16 protein-coding genes are annotated in these 17,944 nt (G+C 49.3%); 7 read left to right on the top strand and 9 right to left on the bottom strand.

The features are described from left to right. Positions 1-49 precede the first annotated feature (49 nt). Positions 50-358 (top strand): hypothetical protein, encoded by a 309-nt coding sequence (locus METLU_RS0120695; RefSeq protein ID WP_027159894.1) that lies wholly within the window; start codon positions 50-52, stop codon positions 356-358. Between the two features lie 146 nt (positions 359-504). Here METLU_RS0120695 and METLU_RS0120690 read toward each other — a convergent pair whose 3' ends face one another. Further along, complete coding sequence (locus METLU_RS0120690; RefSeq protein ID WP_027159893.1) at positions 505-2,013, bottom strand: P-loop ATPase, Sll1717 family; 1,509 nt, start codon at positions 2,011-2,013, stop codon at positions 505-507. Next, positions 2,010-2,405, bottom strand: coding sequence for a hypothetical protein (locus tag METLU_RS0120685; protein WP_027159892.1), 396 nt, complete (start codon positions 2,403-2,405; stop codon positions 2,010-2,012). Before METLU_RS0120685 ends, METLU_RS0120690 begins: the two co-directional genes overlap by 4 nt. Before the next feature lie 463 nt (positions 2,406-2,868). Here METLU_RS0120685 and METLU_RS25990 point away from each other — a divergent pair, with 463 nt between their 5' ends. Beyond that, positions 2,869-4,503, top strand: a complete 1,635-nt coding sequence (locus tag METLU_RS25990) for a cation:proton antiporter family protein (RefSeq protein ID WP_051300044.1) — start codon at positions 2,869-2,871, stop codon at positions 4,501-4,503. A 429-nt stretch (positions 4,504-4,932) separates the two neighbouring features. Here the strand turns inward: METLU_RS25990 and METLU_RS0120675 are convergent, their stop codons facing one another. The 5 genes from METLU_RS0120675 to METLU_RS0120650 all read right to left on the bottom strand — a co-directional run bounded on the left by METLU_RS0120675 (position 4,933) and on the right by METLU_RS0120650 (position 11,107). Beyond that, complete coding sequence (locus METLU_RS0120675) at positions 4,933-5,718, bottom strand: symmetrical bis(5'-nucleosyl)-tetraphosphatase (protein ID WP_027159891.1); 786 nt, start codon at positions 5,716-5,718, stop codon at positions 4,933-4,935. A 507-nt stretch (positions 5,719-6,225) separates the two neighbouring features. Then, positions 6,226-7,332, bottom strand: coding sequence for a TIGR00266 family protein (locus METLU_RS25985; RefSeq protein ID WP_231383664.1), 1,107 nt, complete (start codon positions 7,330-7,332; stop codon positions 6,226-6,228). A 543-nt stretch (positions 7,333-7,875) separates the two neighbouring features. Continuing rightward, positions 7,876-9,633: a bifunctional protein-serine/threonine kinase/phosphatase gene (locus METLU_RS0120660; RefSeq protein ID WP_027159890.1), complete on the bottom strand. Its 1,758-nt coding sequence runs from the start codon at positions 9,631-9,633 to the stop codon at positions 7,876-7,878. 43 nt (positions 9,634-9,676) lie between these two features. Then, positions 9,677-10,120, bottom strand: a complete 444-nt coding sequence (gene cynS, locus METLU_RS0120655; protein ID WP_027159889.1) for a cyanase — start codon at positions 10,118-10,120, stop codon at positions 9,677-9,679. Positions 10,121-10,279: 159 nt separating this feature from the next. Then, positions 10,280-11,107 carry a formate/nitrite transporter family protein gene (locus METLU_RS0120650; protein ID WP_027159888.1) on the bottom strand — a complete coding sequence of 276 codons (828 nt, stop codon included), beginning with the start codon at positions 11,105-11,107 and terminating at the stop codon, positions 10,280-10,282. Positions 11,108-12,187: 1,080 nt separating this feature from the next. Here METLU_RS0120650 and METLU_RS0120640 point away from each other — a divergent pair. Next, positions 12,188-12,733 carry a hypothetical protein gene (locus tag METLU_RS0120640; protein ID WP_027159887.1) on the top strand — a complete coding sequence of 182 codons (546 nt, stop codon included), beginning with the start codon at positions 12,188-12,190 and terminating at the stop codon, positions 12,731-12,733. A 57-nt stretch (positions 12,734-12,790) separates the two neighbouring features. Here the strand turns inward: METLU_RS0120640 and METLU_RS0120635 are convergent, their stop codons facing one another. Both METLU_RS0120635 and METLU_RS0120630 read right to left on the bottom strand, forming a co-directional pair. Next, a complete protein-coding gene (locus METLU_RS0120635; protein ID WP_231383663.1) occupies positions 12,791-13,456 on the bottom strand; it encodes an HAD-IA family hydrolase in 666 nt (221 codons plus the stop codon). Between the two features lie 3 nt (positions 13,457-13,459). Next, the gene (locus METLU_RS0120630; protein ID WP_231383662.1) at positions 13,460-13,849 is read right to left on the bottom strand and encodes a GNAT family N-acetyltransferase; all 390 of its coding nucleotides are present in this window, start codon (positions 13,847-13,849) and stop codon (positions 13,460-13,462) included. Between the two features lie 497 nt (positions 13,850-14,346). Between METLU_RS0120630 and METLU_RS0120625 the strand changes: the two genes are divergently transcribed. The 4 genes from METLU_RS0120625 to METLU_RS0120610 all read left to right on the top strand — a co-directional run bounded on the left by METLU_RS0120625 (position 14,347) and on the right by METLU_RS0120610 (position 17,920). Next, a complete protein-coding gene (locus METLU_RS0120625) occupies positions 14,347-14,952 on the top strand; it encodes a DUF502 domain-containing protein (RefSeq protein WP_027159884.1) in 606 nt (201 codons plus the stop codon). Between the two features lie 191 nt (positions 14,953-15,143). Next, a complete protein-coding gene (locus METLU_RS0120620; RefSeq protein ID WP_027159883.1) occupies positions 15,144-16,073 on the top strand; it encodes a calcium/sodium antiporter in 930 nt (309 codons plus the stop codon). A gap of 475 nt (positions 16,074-16,548) precedes the next feature. Then, complete coding sequence (locus METLU_RS0120615) at positions 16,549-17,358, top strand: hypothetical protein (protein WP_027159882.1); 810 nt, start codon at positions 16,549-16,551, stop codon at positions 17,356-17,358. A gap of 277 nt (positions 17,359-17,635) precedes the next feature. Then, complete coding sequence (locus METLU_RS0120610) at positions 17,636-17,920, top strand: hypothetical protein (RefSeq protein WP_155920646.1); 285 nt, start codon at positions 17,636-17,638, stop codon at positions 17,918-17,920. Positions 17,921-17,944 lie beyond the last annotated feature (24 nt).

Below are 17,944 nucleotides of genomic sequence, written 5' to 3'. Positions count from 1 at the left end.
CAGACATGACCGAAGATGCCCGGTCCTTATTCAGAAGACTTGCGCCTGGGTGCGTGTTGCCAAGGCTGTTGAAAGCGGCAAAACGACCCGCGAAGTCAGCGCGCACTATCAAGTCAGCTCGGCCTTTGTCTCTAAAGTTCATCAACTCTGGAAAAAGACCGGCCACGTTCAAGGCAAACAGATCGATGGTTATCGGCGGGCTCTGCTGGAACCGTATGAAGCCGCCATCAGCGCACCGCTAGCGAATAGCAGCGCGAAGATGTCGCGATGGCCCGTGAGCAATGGCAAGCCCGGCAGAAAACCTGCGACCTGCCGAAGCGCGTGTTTCAAGACGAAACGGGCGTATCCACGGATATGATCCGTCGTTATGATCGTGCATCAGACGGCGTTCGTTGTCGGGATGCTGCCCCTGCCGGGCGATATCGTGTCTGCGACAACCCGCCGGCCCATAAGGCGGTGGAAGTTCAGGCCCCGACTGTTCTACAGCACTGCCACGCTCTGGCACTACTGCATTGTACGGGGGATCACTGGGCCATGGCTGGAGGGTTTCGTCCCGCAGAATTCCGTGAACATGGGGCTAATGGCAAGTAGAACGTCGTCGTGGGGAAAGTGGTTTACTGCGTGGGGGTCCGAATAGGAAAATAAGAAACCGTGATCGATAGACTGAGTATCCCCAACACCAAAAAAGCCCCAGGCGATCAATTCGTGCAGACAATGTTTTACATCTGTTGTGTGGTGATAGGGAGTAAATTTGCGAATTCGATCAGTGACGCATTTAGTCGTCATAATACATTCATATCCACCGAATGACTTCATAAGTGACTCAAGATAAGGGCAAGTATGCTGAAGGCTATCGATGACCTGCTGGGACAGGACCCAGTTCGTCCTCGCCACAATTTTGGGTATGAAGGTCTTGTCAACCCGCCATGTTGAATTTTGTGCTTCCCATTTTTCAAAGACTTCCTGCAAGTGAAAAAGGACTTGTCGCGGGCGATAAAGCGTGTGTCGGAGGAAGTAATCCAATGACGGTTCCTCTATCTTATGAGGATCATTATGAACGCGGTCCGGAAAATGCTCGTGCCAGATATTGAAAAAATCGTTTGATTTTGACTTGGAGAGCGGGAATAACCGCTTGTAAATGAGTGCTTTGAACTCTTTTGGAGTCCAGCACAGAAGCTCTGAAAAACGATGAATTTTGTCCTGATCCCAGATCACTCTTCGGGCTTCACTGGCGAATTCCTCAGGAAGAAACAACTTCAGTGCGAATCCTTGAGATAGATCACTATCCATAAAGAGCTTATACGCAGCATTTATCAGCCCCGCAAATAGATACGTCCGGAGTTGATTGGGCTGCGCTACTATGGAGTCAAGACCGTCTATGCACACACAGACCTTCTTTCCTCCTCCGGAGATGATGGTTGACACTTCCTTGATCAGCAACGGTAATTCGACAAACGTAGGGAAACGAATGAGCGCCGAGAGCTGACTGGGCGTGAGCCCGGAGGGTCCGGCAAACGAACGGCTACTGGCAGCGTTTCCCAGTTCCGCGACTAATTGGAAAATGATATCTATGTGGTGCAACAATCTGAAGTTTGCTGTTGGCGCCTCCATATAGCCCTTGCCATCAAGAAAGGCACTGATTCGCTCCTTGATATCCGATGACATTGAATCGACTTGTAGCGCAGACTCAATGCAGTACGTGGCGATAACATTCCGCCAGATTGTGGTCGCAAGTTGCGCTTCATGCGTGCCGGATGTGCCGCGCAGATGCTGAATCTGGCCATAAAGCTGCCCGAACTCAAGATCGTCCAGGTCAATCACATAGGTCGCGGCATAACGATCTGCGTGGATGTCAGTCAAAGCCCGACGCAGGGCGGTTTTGCCGCTGCCCTTTGTTCCGAACGTAATTCGGAAATCAGAATTAAGCTGAGCCTTGGCTTCTTCAGAGTTTACAAAATGATCCCTGAAATGATCATCTGTTTTTGCATCAGGATCGCCAAGATATCTGATCATGCTTCCCCCTTGCCGTAATGGGACTCACCCCAAAGGCCTCCACCGCCAAAAAAAACGAAAAAGATGCTGGCTACTACGAATATGAGCCATTTCATATTCAATGCGGTTGCCGAGTGCTCGTGCATGCTAAGGAGATAAAATGCCGCCACTGTTATCAGCGTCGCAAACAGAAAGAGAGCGACCAACAGTCCCGGGGATTTTCGCGGACCATGAGCAGTTCCATAGATATATAATCTCAATGCCTGAAAGCTCATAACCACTGTTCCAATGCACCATTCCGGTGATTGAATTATGCCGTGCATAATTGCCTGACCACGATGGTCGGCTTCAATCATGACGTACAGAAGTATCGGTACATTTATCAGCAGAAATTCCTCTATCAGCTGAATCACTGTCGAACATCTACTCATGCTCCGCCTACTATTTCGATGACGGTATTACGATGAAAAAATTTTTGATGTTAGCTTTCCGTCCCGAGTTCCAAGGGTGGGAAAATTTCCGTGCAGCCTCCTTCGACAGGCTATTGCCGCTCGCATTACATAAAATCCAGACGATGAAGGCTCGACCATTCCAACTGGGTTGGCGCTATTTGCCCCACTGTCTCCGGCATACTCATTCGGGCGAAGATGGAGCATGAAACTTTTATTTAATAGGTAAAAATCAGTGCCGATCTCCCTCGCTGACTGCACCCTATAGAGCAGAGCTTGCGCAGCAAACAATCCGGGTTTCTGGCCCAAATCAATGCAGACTGTTTATAATCTAAAATAGAGTGCTGAATACTGAAAAACCTCGTTATCAAAAAAATTCGCCTCACTATTTATTTAGATTGCTCGAATAAAACAGGATCACTAACACATGATAGAATTAGTTTGGGTCGGCACGGCCTATCTCGTAGGTCTGATCGCCAGTCGTTTGTCTTTCCCTCCACTGGTCGGCTATTTAGCCGCAGGTTATATTCTGCACATTCTGGGAGTGGAATCCGACGGACAGACCCTAACGCATCTGGCTGACATCGGCATCGAGTTATTGCTATTCACGGTAGGCCTGAAGCTTAAATTGCGTTCCCTTCTGCGGCAGGAAGTGTTAAGCGTCGGCGGATTGCATTTATTGCTGGTGACCGGTTTTGCCGGACTTGTTTTTCTGCTGCTGGGCGAACAAACGACAGGCGGATTGATATTGGGCGCGAGCCTGGCTTTTTCCAGTACCGTGCTCGCCATCAAGGTTCTGGAAAACAATGGCGAGTTATCTTCCCTGCATGGCCGGGACGTACTCAGTATTCTGATTCTGCAGGATATCGTAGCGATAGCGTTGTTGGCTTTTGCCGACACCAACAGACAACCCTCGTATTGGGCCTTTGCCTTATTGCTTTTGCCTTTGTTGCGTCCGCTGGCGCATCGTCTGCTCACGGTCAGCCGTGCCGATGAGCTGAGACTGCTGCTGGGCGTTTCCCTGGCGCTGGCCGGAGGCGTGACATCCGAAAGTGTCGGCATTTCACCCGATATCGGCGCCTTGCTGATGGGGGTCATGCTGTCCGCTCACGCTCACATTGATGATCTTTCCGAGAAACTCTGGAGCCTCAAGGAAGTCTTTCTCGTCGCATTCTTTCTGCAAATCGGCCTGGCGGATTTGCCGAATCTCGATCAAATCATCAGAGCGCTCGGATTATTGGGACTATTGCCGTTGCAGGGTATCCTGTTCTTCGCGTTGTTTTTGCTGGCCGGATTGCGTGCACGCACCGCCTTTATCTCATCGCTGGCCTTGATGACCTACAGCGAATTCGCACTCATCACGACCGGCTCGGTTGTTAAAGCGGAGATGCTGTCACCGGAATGGAACTCCATCATCGCCTTGGCTGTAGCCGGTTCTCTTGCGATAGCGGCGCCGTTGAACCGGTATTCGCATCGCTTGTTTTCACGCTTTGAATCTGTTCTGATCCGCTTCGAAAAAAAATCCGGGCACCCGGACCGATTGCCCGAGTCCATCGGCGTAGCGGAATGGCTGGTCGTGGGCATGGGCCGTACCGGACAGGCCGCCTATCAGGCTTTGCATCAACGGGAAAAGCGGGTCGTCGGCCTGGATGCCGACCCGACCGTTCTGGAAAGCCTGCTGGCCGAGGGCAGACGCGTAATATACGGGGATTCCGAAGATCCCGAACTATGGTCGGGGCTGAAGTTGGACAGAGTAAAAGGCATTATTCTCACCCTGCCTGAATTTGATGCACGATGCTCGGCAGTACGTCAGCTCAGAAAAAATGGGTATACAGGACAGATCGGCTCGATTTGTTACCTCCCCGAAGAGAAAGAGGAACTGGGGCAACTCGGGGCGGATTTTACGATTCATCCGCTGGTTGAGGCTGGGAACCAGTTGGCCCGGCAAATAGTGGGCGACCAAGCCGAACCCGACACCCTCGACGTGCGGCAGATGATCAGGACCGCCCCCACGCCCAATCCCGGCATCGAAACGGTCGTCCCTGCCTACAACGAAGAATGAGCCATTGCCGCCAGCCAATTCATGCTCGACTTGTCTTAGCCGGCGGCGTGCCACAGTTTCATTCGGTTTCATACCCTGGCAAACCTGCCTGACGCTCAAACCCTGGTCCTTGATCAGTTGAACGATTGAACGGCTGTAACCTTGGGGCTGGCATCGAACTTTCTTCATTTAGATAACTGATGTTACGCAGACAATTGGCCCCTACGTCAAATGCGCCTGTAGGGCCGAATTCATTTATGCCCTCTGGGTACTTGTGCCCTGTAGGGTCGAATTCATTCGACCCGAGACGCTCGCCAAGCTTTCCAGAAATCGGTATGGCTCTTGTTGAGTGCGAATGAATTCGCACCTACGCGAGCATTGAATTGAATGCTTTTAGGGTTTAGCTTTAGTTCGCGATTGATCCCATGATTTTGAGCCGTTGCCCCCGGCCTATAGGACGATCCTTTCGGGTATTGCCGACAGCTTCAGCGCCGACAGGCTTCCTTGTGAGGATAACGGATAAATACCGGGGAAGGCGTCGTCTTCAAAATTAGCCTCATCGGCAAAAACAATATTCAAATGGGCTGTCATACGCTCGGGCAGTCGATACCAGGGCATCAGGCCCTCGGCTTGCGTGCTTGCCGGTCCTTTGGCGTTGAAATCCAGTTTCCCTTGCGCATCGCAATATTTCATCAGGGTATAGGCATTGGCGATAAAGTTCAGCCGTTTCCAGCCCCTGAGTTTTGCATGCCAGCGCGATTGGCCTTGCCCCCTGTTTTCGAGTAAGGTCGTGTAATTATCCTGGCAGAGCGCCGATTCAACTTCATAGGCAAAGGTCAGCGCCTGGCTGAAACTCCAATCGGCGGGAATACCCGCATGCACCAGGGTAAAGTTGAGTTTTGAATCGTGATGAATCAATGCCCGGCGGCGCAGCCACTTTAACAGTTCGTCCCGGTCCGGCGCCTTCAGGATTTCATCCAGGGTATCGCCGGCTGCCGGTTGATCAAGCCCTTCCGCCGCCGTCAACAAGCGCAGTTCCTGATCGCCCAGTACCGCGACGGCTTGTTTGCCCAGGCTTTTGACAAACCTGAGTACAGCCAGAGACTCGGGGCCTTCATTAATCAAATTACCGGCAAACCATAAGCAGTCGTTGTCCGGGGCAAAGTGAATTTTTTCCAGTAGTTTTAATAGCGATTGATAATCGCCTTTTACACTGCCGATGGCGTATGTCGTCATAGTTTTTAGCTTCCTCAATGTTGCCCGGGCTTTTGTCACCCCCTGTTATCCATGACATATCAATTATGATGCCATACCCGAAGGCTATTGACTGACGGGCCGTCAATAGCGGCAAAAATCAATTTTATTGATGGGCAAACTGTTGATAATTAACCGCTAACCAAGCGCCGGCCAATGAAAGGAAACGTACAAGCCGTATCTGACTAAATGGAGCACAACACGCATTGAGCCGTTATTTTGTAACAAAGCCGCCCTCTTTTCCGCTGTATTGTTATTAACATGACCAGGACATACCGCAACTCATTTTAAGCCGCCTCCACGGGAGATATAGCTTTCCGGACCCGTTTTTCCTGCCGCCATGGAGCTTGGAAACCGGGAAGCGTTCTTATTTCGAATGGATGAGGCTGACTTGTCCGGAAGACGAGTCAGCCTTGTTTGGTCTGGGCATCAACATGCTGCGCGACAGCCGAATGCAAAAAATTTAAAAACCTAAACATCTAAACCGCATCAATCGCCATCGAGTAAATTACCCAGGCCGCCTAGAATGGAACCTTCACCTTGATGCCTGCCACCGCCTTGCGGCGCAGCTGAAATCATTCTGCCCGCCAAACGCGAGAACGGCAGACTTTGCAACCAAACGGTGCCAGGGCCGGTTAACTTGGCAAAAAACAAGCCCTCGCCGCCAAACAGCATGGTTTTAATTCCGCCCGCCTGTTGAATGTCAAAATCAACGCTGCCGGTCATCGCCGCCAGACATCCCGTATCGACATGCAGCGTTTCACCGACTGCCAGTTCCATTTTTTGCAGGCACCCGCCAGCATGAACAAACACCCAGCCATCGCCTTCCAGTTTTTGCATGACATACCCTTCGCCGCCAAACAGGCCGGTTAAAATACGACGTTGGAAGTGAATGCCAATCTGCACACCCTTGGCCGCAGCTAAAAAACTGTCTTTTTGACAAATCAGTTTTTGGTCATAGTCGTTCAAATTCAAGGCCAGAATAGTGCCTGGAAAAGGTGCGGCGAACGCCACTTTACCTTTACCTTGAGCGGATTGCGTAAATACGGTGACAAACAGGCTTTCGTTAGTCAGCAAGCGCTTACCCGCACCCAGCAATAGCCCCATAATGCCGGATTGCTGAGCAGATGAACCGTCACCGAAAATGGTTTCCATTTTTACATCCGCACTTTTGTACATCATCGCGCCTGCTTCCGCGACTGCGCTCTCTTGCGGATCCAGTTCGATTTCCACAAACTGCATTTCATGACCGTAAATTTTATAATCGATACCCGCGGTAACCGTTTGTTGACCAAAACCACCGGAAGACTGGGCGTCTGATTGCGTATTGACCAAATTAACCGACTGAAAGGCAGCAGGCAATACTGTCGGTTTGGGCGACATCATATGCGCGGGCGGCGGCGGAAAAGGCGTGATGCCGTCTTTCTTCATCGGTCTGATTTCAGTTGCTTCATAAATGGGAACCCAGTCGGGAAAACGCGGACACCAACAATAAGCGCCTTGATGTTCACGGGCAAAAGTTTTTGCATAGTCCAATGCATAGGGGCCGCTGACTATATTATTAAAAGAAAAAAACCATTCATTCATAGTGTGCATTATGGGATGTAGAAATAGTACATGTAGTATAAACCACCCTGATTTTTGATACAGCTAACAGGACCTTCCTCTCCCCCGGTCAAGATAATTGCCGCCGAACACCGCATGGAACTGGACCCGGCAACTGGCGCTCGACAAATCATGGTCTTTGACCAGGTGCATAAAATGGTTGTGTTGCGTTAATGTTTAGCGGGATAACGTGGGCTACAAGACAGGCGTCATTTACCTTCGTTTAAATTTTGCGACAGAACCGATGCTTAACCGGATTTTACGATTCATTGCTCCCTGAATCCCGAAACTCCCGCTATTTTTAGATCAATCCAAGCCATTTAATTGTGGGACTAAACAATTAATCAATAACTGATGTTACGCACAGGTAGCTTTTTATGCCGTTTGCCGCTCCCGAGCACTACAGTTCCTGAGTCTCCTTTACCGAAAGCGGCCCAATGCCCGCGTAGGTGCGAATTCACTTGTGCCCTTTGGGTATTCGCACTATTCGCACTAAATGACTAACAAGGCGTCTCGGGTCGAATTAATTCGACCCTACAGATGCTTGACGTATGGACAAATTGTCTGCGTAACATCAGCCAATAATGCCACGATGATAACTCCCAGTATAAAGGAAAGGCCTTTCCAGAAAGCCACTGGGTTACGTTCCAGAAGCGGTGGACGGGTCTTATTCAGAAACGCTTGATTCGGATGGCGCAGGTCAAATATGAACTCGGATAAGTCCTGGTAACGTTTGCATGGATTCAAATGTACCGCCTTCCTAATGGCATCATCAACCCAGGCTGGAATTTCGCGGTTCTCATACCGCACAGAGGTATACATTAATTTGTTTTGCGCTGCTTTAGTCTTACATTTGGCCACTTCGGCGCCATAAGGCAGCTTGCCGGTCAGCATTTGATAAGCGATCACACTCAATGAAAATAGATCCGAGCGCTCGGAAGCCTGTTCCCCCAGAAAATACTCCGGGGCGGTATATTGGACGGTGCCGAGTATAGGGTTTTGCTTAATGGGTATTGCCATTTCCATAATGCCCGCGACTCTCGTAGAACCAAAATCAATGATCTTCGCTGTGCCGGTGCTATCGATCATGATATTGTCGGGTCTCAAATCCTGATGCAGCATTTCCAGCCGGTGAAAAGCCCTCAAGCCTTTTGCTATTTGTTCGATAATCCCACGTACGGTTTCCAGGTCCGGTTTCGGATTGTCGATCATCCACTGCCTCAAGGTCTGGCCGTCGATGAATTCCGTGGCGACGTATAGAAAGTTGCATTTGCGCGTCTGTGCACAAGGTTTGAGCACATGCGCATTATTGATGCGCCGGGCGATCCAGTCTTCCATCAGAAAGCGTTCCAGGTAAGCCGGATCGCCCCGAAGGTCAATGGACGGGGCTTTTATAACGACCTGCGAGCTGGTTTCATTATCCACCGCCAGATAAATGTGACTGCGGCTACTGGCATGCAGCTCCCTGACAATGGTGTAACCATCAAACAGCGCCCGTGCTTCCAGTACAGGCGGGAACGGCAGTTCGGTTAACGACTGATAAAGCTCTTTGGCATCCTGTCTGGGTAAGTTTTCGACTCTGATGATCTGGAGCGTCAGGTTATCCGTACTGCCTTGCTGGTAAGCTTCATCGACGATCGTTTTTGCCGCGGTATCGAGATCATCCCCGGATTCGTTGATGGCTTGGACGATGAAACGCGAGCTGGCATACTCATAAACGCCATCGGTCGCGAACAAGAAAATGTCGCCTTTTGCCACAGGCAGGGCTTGATAATCAATTTCAAGATGGGAATCGATCCCCAGGGCGCGGCTAAGGTAGCTTTTATCTTGCGAAACCCAAAGCCGATGATCATGGGTGAGCTGTTCCAGATCCTGGTCACGTAATCGGTAGATCCGGGTATCGCCCACATGAAAAATATGCGCGGTGGTGGATTTGATCACCATAGCGCTTAAGGTACAGACATACCCCCTGTCCATATCGTAACAATACCGGCTTTGCCGGGTTTGGGAATACAGCCATGAATTGCTGGCCATCAAAACCCGTTGTACCGACTTCTTGACCGACCAGGCTTCCGAGGTACAAAAATAATCCTCCAGAAAGCCTGCCACAGCAGCTTGACTGGCAATATGGCTGACATCGCTGCTGCTGATCCCGTCGGCCAGGGCAATGGCAATGCCTTTTGAACTCAACTGCGGTTCCTTCGGGATATAAACACCGTGAAAATCCTGATTGGTTTCCTTACGGCCTTTATCGGAATATTGGCCCACGGAGATTTTCAATTGACTGGGCATTTTTTACATTCCGGCGGATTGTCGGCGTATGAGGCTGCAACCCTTAATAACTCTTGTACGGCAGAAACTTGCCGCTCATCACGATCCTGACGCGGTCTCCCTTGGGATCGGGCTCACGTTGAAGATCCATGCTGAAATCGATGGCACTCATAATGCCGTCACCGAACTCTTCGTGAATCAATGCTTTAAAAGTGGTGCCATAGACGTTGACCAGCTCGTAGAAACGGTAAATCAACGGGTCGGTCGGCACAGTGGTGGACAGGGAGCCCTTGTACGGGACCACTTGGAGTTGTTCGACAGCCTCGGCGGGCAACTCCAGCATTGCGCCAACCTTGGCGGCCTGTTCGGCGTTAAGTGTCATCTGTCCCAGCAGGGCTGCTGTTGTCCATTCCTTGCTCTGGCCGATGGCGTCGGCCAGTTGAGGCCATGTCAGTTGTTTGCGCAGTTTTTGCGTGATGATCAATTCGGTCACTTCGTTGCGTGTCATGGTGAACTCCTTTGCAAATTAAACAGTGATTGTTTAAAGCCCCGGCATTCATCGGGCGGAGGCTTTAATCATGGAAATTACGTTGTCGGAAAGCTTTGCATTTTCCCTATGTACAAAACGCTTCGGGAAAATGCCCAAGCTTATCGCTTCCGGGGACCATTAAGCTTCCTTCCTCGCAACGAAGGAGCGTTTAGGTGCGGTTTTTACATGCGTGGAATATAACGTCAACCCGGTAAACGCCAGTCCGCCGACCAGATTACCCAAAACAGTCGGAATCTCATTCCATATAAAATAATCCATAATCGAGAAATTTCCCCCCATAATCAAACCGGATGGAAACAGAAACATGTTAACCACCGAGTGCTCGAAAGTCATGCCAAAGAACAGCATGATCGGCATCCACATGGCGATCACCTTGCCGCTGACGGACGAGGAAATCATCGCCCCAACCACACCCGTCGATACCATCCAGTTACAAAGCATGCCTCTGATAAAGATCGTGAACCAGCCGGCCACGCCATATTTCGCATAGCCCAGCGTTCGCGCTTCACCGATGCCGGCAAGCTTTTTACCGACTGCATCGGGCTCAACGGAGAAACCGTAGGTGAAGACAATCGACATCATAACCGCCACGGTTAAGGCGCCTAGAAAATTGCCTGAAAAAACTAAGCCCCAGTTCCTAAGAATACCGTCAATGGTCACGCCTGGACGTTTATCAAGCCATGCCAGCGGCGTCAAAACAAAAACACCGGTCAGAAGATCGAAGCCTAGTAAATACAGCATGCAAAAACCAACGGGAAATAAAATTGCACCAAAAATTGGAGAGCCAGTCTGGACAGAAATAGCGACCGCGAATACGGCAGCCAACGCCAGGATCGCACCGGCCATATAAGCCCTGATCAAGGTATCTCTGGTTGACATGAAGATTTTGGATTCACCGGCATCGACCATCTTTGTGACAAATTCTGAAGGAATCAAATAGGACATAACTCACCTTTAAAAAAATTAGGGATACAATGAATGGAGGCCTTGGATCAAGAACACCTTCATTCGTTTTGATTGCGCCTGTTTTCGCAAGCTTGGTCCCCTTGAAACGAGCGTTTTTTACTCGTTCTTTGTAAAACCTAATTCAAATCAAGGCGGGAACAATAGACGAGTAAAGTTATCGCCGCTTATTTAAAACAAGCGACTTTTCAACGCCATTGTTGAGGGGGAAAGAGGGTGCGCCATTGCACCGTCCTTATTTTACAGCACAGATTATGCCAATCAGTTTAATCCAACTGCTTAACGTGGTTCAGTGAGACTTTACCTAAACCGCGCCGCGTTCTTTGCACCGAAATAAAGTGTATACGCACCAAAACTGGACAACTGAAATGGATTAAATAATCGCGGGCACACTTCTAGAGGCAGAATTTATATTGCAGATAGAGATGAGCATGGGAATTAATCGGCCGAAATACAGCCTGGAATTCAGATTAAGATACGGGCCGGGCTGGTGCTTGAAAAAGGCTATAGCCAGCAGCAAAGAAGCCAAGCTTGAGCTTAGTGGATCAAGATGAATATCCGCTTGCTTAGTAATGAGCATGAAGTAAATCAGAAAATTGTAGGTGCGAATTCATTCGCACTGCGCGGATAAATCCGCGCTTATCTTGGAAAATCCTCAGCCTACTTGTGGAAGTTATTTGATGCACATTCCTTACATAAAGAGGTTATCCACAAAATCTGTGGATAACCTTGTCATCAATTTGTCATAATGTTGGCTAACCTTTTGTAAAGTATAGAATTTAGTTAAATTGACTAAAAATTGGCCAGACCTCATTCAGAAAAGTATCCAACCGCCGGAAACCATTGATGAATCGGTCATTCGGCTAATGGTCATCCTGGAGAATAAAATTTATTCCATGCCGATTAATGGACCTGGCAATCAGGAGCCTTATTGGCACCAAACAAGCGCCTGATTGATACCGATTTAACCTCTTAATAAGGCTCATCGCATTGGCCAAACTGAACCATAACCGGCACTATTCAGGTAAACTTTTTATACCGTTTTTATATCAAAGTGACACTATGCGCGAACTTGATGGCCCCGAACTTTATCAAGCCCTCGAATATGCCAAGAGCTTGGATGCGGAAGAAGTCAGCGAAATCATAGAACGGTTTCAGCTTGACCAAGCGGCTCTGTCGCAAGCCGTATTCAACATTTTTCCTGCCGTCCTCGCCGAGCAGAATGAAGATATGTCGCATCTGTTCCTGACCCTGTGCTTTGACGTGCTATGCGTCTTCCAGAAAGCCTTCGGTCCCCTGCCCTCTCAGGAAGGCATGGACTTCGATTGGCTGGAGAAGCAGGCCATGCTGCTGGAGGCTGAACTGCAATCGCTGATCAATGAGCGGGACATGGACGAAAAGATCAGGGCCAGGTTGCAAGATCGGTTCCTGCAGCGCTCGGCCCAGGGCAGCCCGCAGCCGGGCCTGGTCAGATACCTGAATCAAGCCACCGAAGACTTCGCGGAGGAAAGCCCCGGCCGGGCACCGGCCATCCGGGTGACCCAGACCATGATCTTCATCGTGGTTCAACTGTTCACTAATTTCTACAGCCATACGCCTAAAAGGTAATACATTTTACCGTACCTGTTTTACAGCTAACCCTTTGGTTCGTTAATAGCTGCTGATTTAGCGCTCAGCAAAGTGAGCGAGCAATTGGGGAAGCTGCAACATATCATCAAATGACATTTCGTCTCCGGTTCGACACGGCGAGGCTTCACCCTTTCGCACATACCGGAATGCTTTCATTCCTGCTGCCGCGGCTGCCTCAATCCCAACTTCGCTATCTTCTACAACCACGCATTGGCCAGGCATAAAGCCCATCGCATTGGCTGCGTACTGGAATAAACCGGGCTCTGGCTTCCAAGACCCCACTTCATACGAACTAAAGAAGTTATCACCAAAATAGGATGCGAGGCCGCTAACTTGCAGTGCCTGACGGATTTTCAAAGGCGGTCCGCTTGAAGCAATGCACTTGGGGAAGTTCGTGACTTCGAGCATTTCAAGCACGCCGGGCATCGGTTTTAATTCACGAGAGAAGAGTTCCGCAACACGCTGGCGATAATGTTGTTCAAACGCATCGGGCAAATTCCGGCAAAGACGGTCCTCAAGATCGGCACAAATCCGGGACAACTTTTTGCCGCGATACCGTTGGGTCAATGACTCCACCGTATCACTTAGCTGCGGAAGTAAATCGAGAAACGCTTGATTGCAAAGCCCCTCGCTATCCACAAGCGTACCGTCCAAATCAAATATTACACAGATCCTGGACATTTTGGCAGCATAAACATCCATCGACTAAACCAGCTTGCTTGAGCGGTTCCGGTGTACCGCTTTGTTGGGCCGTTTTTCCATTTTAACGGTCATGCCATTTCTTTCCAAAACGACAAATCCCATTCGCTCATATAGCCGCTTGGCTGGGTTGTCTTCAAAGGTTGTCAGGCGAATGCTGACTCTTGAATGAGTGTCGAGTAGACGATTCAAAAGACTGGCGCCAATCCCTTGACCTTGCCAAGCGGGAGATAGCTGAATGTTGTCGATGTAAATGGATAAGGGTTCTTTGATCACGCTGAGGTAACCCGCTCGTTTACCGGCAATAATCACCATTGATATGTTTTCAACCGCGAATCCTTTACGGAACTCGGCTGGAACCCAGCCTCCCCAGTGTTTACAGAACAAATCCTGCATGTTCCTCTTGGTGAGACGGTAACAGTACGCATAATCATCGGCTGTAGCGGGTCTAAGTGCGTAATCCATAGTTCCTCGGCCTAACGATTGATTATAAAGTTGCCGTACAGGGGATTGTTGTCAGCCCAAATCATTTAAACTCCTGTTTAAGTCAATAATAGCCAGTGGAGGAAGTTGCCACCGATGGTTTTAACCATGAGACAGCAGCCTCACGCCATCCGACCGTAGTCTCCGGCTGGCCATGGCCGCCATGTCATCTTCTGAAAATGACAGCAGATGCATTGTGAACGGGAACGGTTAAATAAACACTTATTTTTAATCCAAGGAAACGAGCCATGGCACTCTTGCAAAAAAGCTTTCACAAAGACGGATCCCCGCTGTTGTTTTGCAATTGAAAATTGTATAAAAGAAGTAATTATTATCCCAAGCTATTCATCAGAGCCCCTTCTGTAAGAGTTTTCCTCTTAGGGTTGTAGAACCAAAATCAGGAGTTAAACATGTTTAATTTTATTAAATCGAGTCTGAAATATTTTATAGTGGGTATTTTAGCGCTCATTCCAGTTGTTATTGTCATTCAAGTTCTGGTGTTTTTGGAAACGATCCTAAGGGAGTTTTTTGTTTATATTTACGGCTACTCCAACAATATCCTTATTACTGTTCTGGCCTTCACGTTTTCTTTTATTGTCATTGCCTATACCGGTTATAGAATCACTAAATTCGAAAAATTATGGCTACTGAGCCAGGTTGAAGTCTTGATCAATCAGATTCCAATGATTAGAACCATTTATAGAGTCAGTAAAAAAATGGTTAATTTATTCAGTCAGGAAAAAAGTATCGCTAAAGAAATTATTTTTATTGAATATCCCAAGGAAGGCTTATGGGTGCCAGGTTACGTCACCAATAAAGCGGGAGAGATGCTGGTTGTTTATGTACCTACATCGCCTAATCCAACCTCTGGCTTTACCATTGTTGTGCACCGGTCGAGGGTCGTAAAATCAAGTATGGATATTGAAGCAGTTACCAGTTTCATTGTCAGTGTGGGAGTCGATTTGCCTCAAAAAGAAGAACTCGAGAAGCTTGCAGACGTGAATCGTATCGAATAGATCACTGTAACTGTAAAACGGCGCTGAAATTTTGCCAGTCAAGCGCGCCGAAGTTGATCTAGAGCATGGTTTTTATTGAACTTGTTCTATGCCTTGAATGGCAAATAGGGAGCTGATTCTGAAAAAGATTCGAGGCTGTTTTGCATCCGGATCCGGATTAAATTGTTAGGCCGTTAGCTAATGATGTGCTCATGAACGAATACCTTGCCCTTCTGCTGGGCGTTATATGTGCTGGTATAGGCGGCGAGCTTTTTGTTCGCGGAACAGTCGGGCTGGCTAGCTTGGCTAGGATCTCACCAGGAATTATTGGCGCTACCGTTGCGGCGTTCGCTACTTCGAGCCCGGAATTGTCAGTTTCAATAAGTTCCGCATTGGCAGGGGAGCCTCAGATTGCCCTCGGAGATGCGCTTGGCAGCAATGTCGTAAATATTGCGCTTATCCTTGGGCTCGCCTTGGTAATTTCCGGAATTCACAGCCCACGCGATAGCGTAAAACGAGATCTTCCCGTCGCTTTGCTGATCCCCATAATGACGGGCTTGTTATTTCTGGACGGTGAACTCTCAAGAAGCAATGGGATATTGATGCTGTGCCTGTTTATTGCATGGCTCGCGGCGGCAGTTATTGAGGCGAAGCGGCAGCGTAGCTTTACAGAAGATGTTCTTGGGGAGGGCAAAACGTGGCTGGTGGTAATTTCATTCGTGGCGGGCTTGGTATTCCTGATAGCCGCGGGGAAACTAATCGTTACGGGCGCCCAAGAAATTGCTATTTCATTTGGTATCGATGAGTTCATCATCGGTGCAACCATTGTCGCGATTGGCACCTCTGTTCCCGAGCTTGCAACGACCCTCATTTCCAAGCTTCGCGGCCATGATGAGGTTGGGTTGGGAACGGTGTTGGGCAGCAATATATACAATGGGATATTTATCGTATCCGTGGCTGCCATCATCCATCCCATCACGGTTCCTTTGCGCGAAGTCGTAGTTACCTTAGTCTTTGGTGTAATGGCCCTTACATTTGTTTATCCGCCTCGCAACGGTTTTATGGGGCGTTGGCGCGGTATATTGTTACTTGCGCTGTATGCCGCCTATGCCACTACCGTTCTTCTGGGCGGCGCGGCCTAGCCCTTCATGCAAGGCCGATGCCCTGACAGGCCGCGGCCTTACCAAGCGTTACGCTGCATCCCTTCAATCCGGTGATGCGTTCGGCTTCACCACACGCCATCTCACCTTGGAACAGAGCCCTTTCGAAGGCTCTTTGAGTTAATAAGGCACTTGAGCGCGCGCGCGGTGTCAGAGGGGTATGAAAAAGAAGCCTAGTGGATTGCCCGCATTACCGCAAATGCCAATTGGTGACCCGATCAATTCCACATTGACGCACTATCTTCATTCAGCGCAATTATGTTGCCTGTGCTTTTCCAGCCTGGGTTCGACTCAAGGTTCAGCCATACCGTTTATCAACTTGGAACGGCGCTCACTGGAGGACTATCTGGTTCGACAATTCCGAAATGCTTCCCTAACCATGCGGCTTGCGTAACTCTTACAGTAAATCTCTAATTTCGGCTCAAGAATTGAGACTGATCAAAAGAGGAGAAAGAAAATGAAAAAATCGTTTTCACTATATATGGTGGCCTGTCTGCTCTTTGTCTCAGCCGGTGTGGATTCCGCCCCGACAAAAATCTATGGCATCGGCGGAGGAACTGGCAATCAAGTCGACCTCTCGGACCTTAATAAGGGTAAAACGAAGCCGGAGATCATGTCTCAAGGTCCGGCTGGGACACAATGCGTTAATATCGCCGGCAGATGGAATTATTCGGAAAATGGCACTTTTACCTGTGAGTCTGAAGGAGAGGCTTTTACTGACCCCATCAGCGACACGGGAACAATCGATATTCTGCAGGATGGCTGCAGTATCAGCTACACGGGGCCCGGTCCCGATGCAATCAAAAGAGCCGGCCAGATAAGAGGCAATATGGTGACTCTTTCCGGCGTACTTACCCCTCCCGTTAGCGACTTAACGCTTTCTGAAAACAGCTTTACCGCTTCAGGCGCGGTAAATGCTCCGAATCAGTTTACTTTAAGCGGCACGGGACGGCTTGAAGGTGTGGACTCCGGCATACCCTTTTCCTGTACATTAAACTCGATCGGCAAATTTACGCGGGATTCCGCTTTACGCAGTGAAGTAGAGTGCCTTCTGAATTGGGCGGAAATTAATTACTCGAACTTATTCTCGCCAGCTGGGGCAACATCACAATTTCAATCGCCATATACCTATCGCTATTACAGCCAAACAAACTCTTATGTAGGCGTTTCAGCCAGCGACAATCATGTTTATTATCTAGGTCCTGATGGTGTTTTAATGGATGTTGGCGATTTATCGGGTTGGCTGACCAGGGCGTCATGTCAATGAGCTATGTTGGTTAGAGCGTCAAAAACCATCCATCACCTTGGGCATGGCACATTTGCCGTGGATGGCGGGACGATCGCGTTGAAGTCGAAGATGAGGTAATGTAAAAAATACACTGGGTTAAAGTCGACTCAGCTCTCTTCGGCTCGATTCGCCAGATGAGGAATGACCATGATATTCAGAAGACTATCAGTTGTGCTGATGATCCTTATTGCTTTATTAACTAGCGAAAGCGCCATGGCCCAGAGCAAAAGCAAAGGTGGCGTTCAGGGAGGTGGTATTGGCGGAATTCGAGGTGGCAGTTTTGGCGGGGGGCATGGGGGTAGTGTTGGTGGAGGTGACCGGGGAAGTTCTGGTGGAGGCTATAGAGGCGGGGGTTTTGGAGGGATCTACAGGGACGGATATAGTGGCGATTACCGGAGAAGTTCTGGCAGGGGCTATAGAGGTGGAGGTTTTGGGGGGATCTACAGTGGCAGATCTAGCGGTGGCTATGGGGGCGCTCGCAGAGGGGGCTATATTGGACCAGGGCATGCTAGAGTATCCCGTGGAGTTGGCTTTTTCGTAGAGTACCCTTTTTTCTGGCCACCCT

Source organism: Methylobacter luteus IMV-B-3098 (genome assembly GCF_000427625.1).
Lineage (GTDB): Bacteria > Pseudomonadota > Gammaproteobacteria > Methylococcales > Methylomonadaceae > Methylobacter > Methylobacter luteus.
This window is presented reverse-complemented; position numbering and strand designations above follow the sequence as displayed.

Coding starts and splice junctions, on each gene's coding strand:
- METLU_RS0120690 (WP_027159893.1), bottom strand. CDS start 2,013: ATGATCAGATATCTTGGCGATCCTGATGCAAAAACAGATGATCATTTC.
- METLU_RS25990 (WP_051300044.1), top strand. CDS start 2,869: ATGATAGAATTAGTTTGGGTCGGCACGGCCTATCTCGTAGGTCTGATC.
- METLU_RS0120675 (WP_027159891.1), bottom strand. CDS start 5,718: ATGACGACATACGCCATCGGCAGTGTAAAAGGCGATTATCAATCGCTA.
- METLU_RS25985 (WP_231383664.1), bottom strand. CDS start 7,332: ATGCACACTATGAATGAATGGTTTTTTTCTTTTAATAATATAGTCAGC.
- METLU_RS0120660 (WP_027159890.1), bottom strand. CDS start 9,633: ATGCCCAGTCAATTGAAAATCTCCGTGGGCCAATATTCCGATAAAGGC.
- cynS (WP_027159889.1), bottom strand. CDS start 10,120: ATGACACGCAACGAAGTGACCGAATTGATCATCACGCAAAAACTGCGC.
- METLU_RS0120650 (WP_027159888.1), bottom strand. CDS start 11,107: ATGTCCTATTTGATTCCTTCAGAATTTGTCACAAAGATGGTCGATGCC.
- METLU_RS0120640 (WP_027159887.1), top strand. CDS start 12,188: ATGCGCGAACTTGATGGCCCCGAACTTTATCAAGCCCTCGAATATGCC.
- METLU_RS0120635 (WP_231383663.1), bottom strand. CDS start 13,456: ATGGATGTTTATGCTGCCAAAATGTCCAGGATCTGTGTAATATTTGAT.
- METLU_RS0120630 (WP_231383662.1), bottom strand. CDS start 13,849: ATGCAGGATTTGTTCTGTAAACACTGGGGAGGCTGGGTTCCAGCCGAG.
- METLU_RS0120625 (WP_027159884.1), top strand. CDS start 14,347: ATGTTTAATTTTATTAAATCGAGTCTGAAATATTTTATAGTGGGTATT.
- METLU_RS0120620 (WP_027159883.1), top strand. CDS start 15,144: ATGAACGAATACCTTGCCCTTCTGCTGGGCGTTATATGTGCTGGTATA.
- METLU_RS0120615 (WP_027159882.1), top strand. CDS start 16,549: ATGAAAAAATCGTTTTCACTATATATGGTGGCCTGTCTGCTCTTTGTC.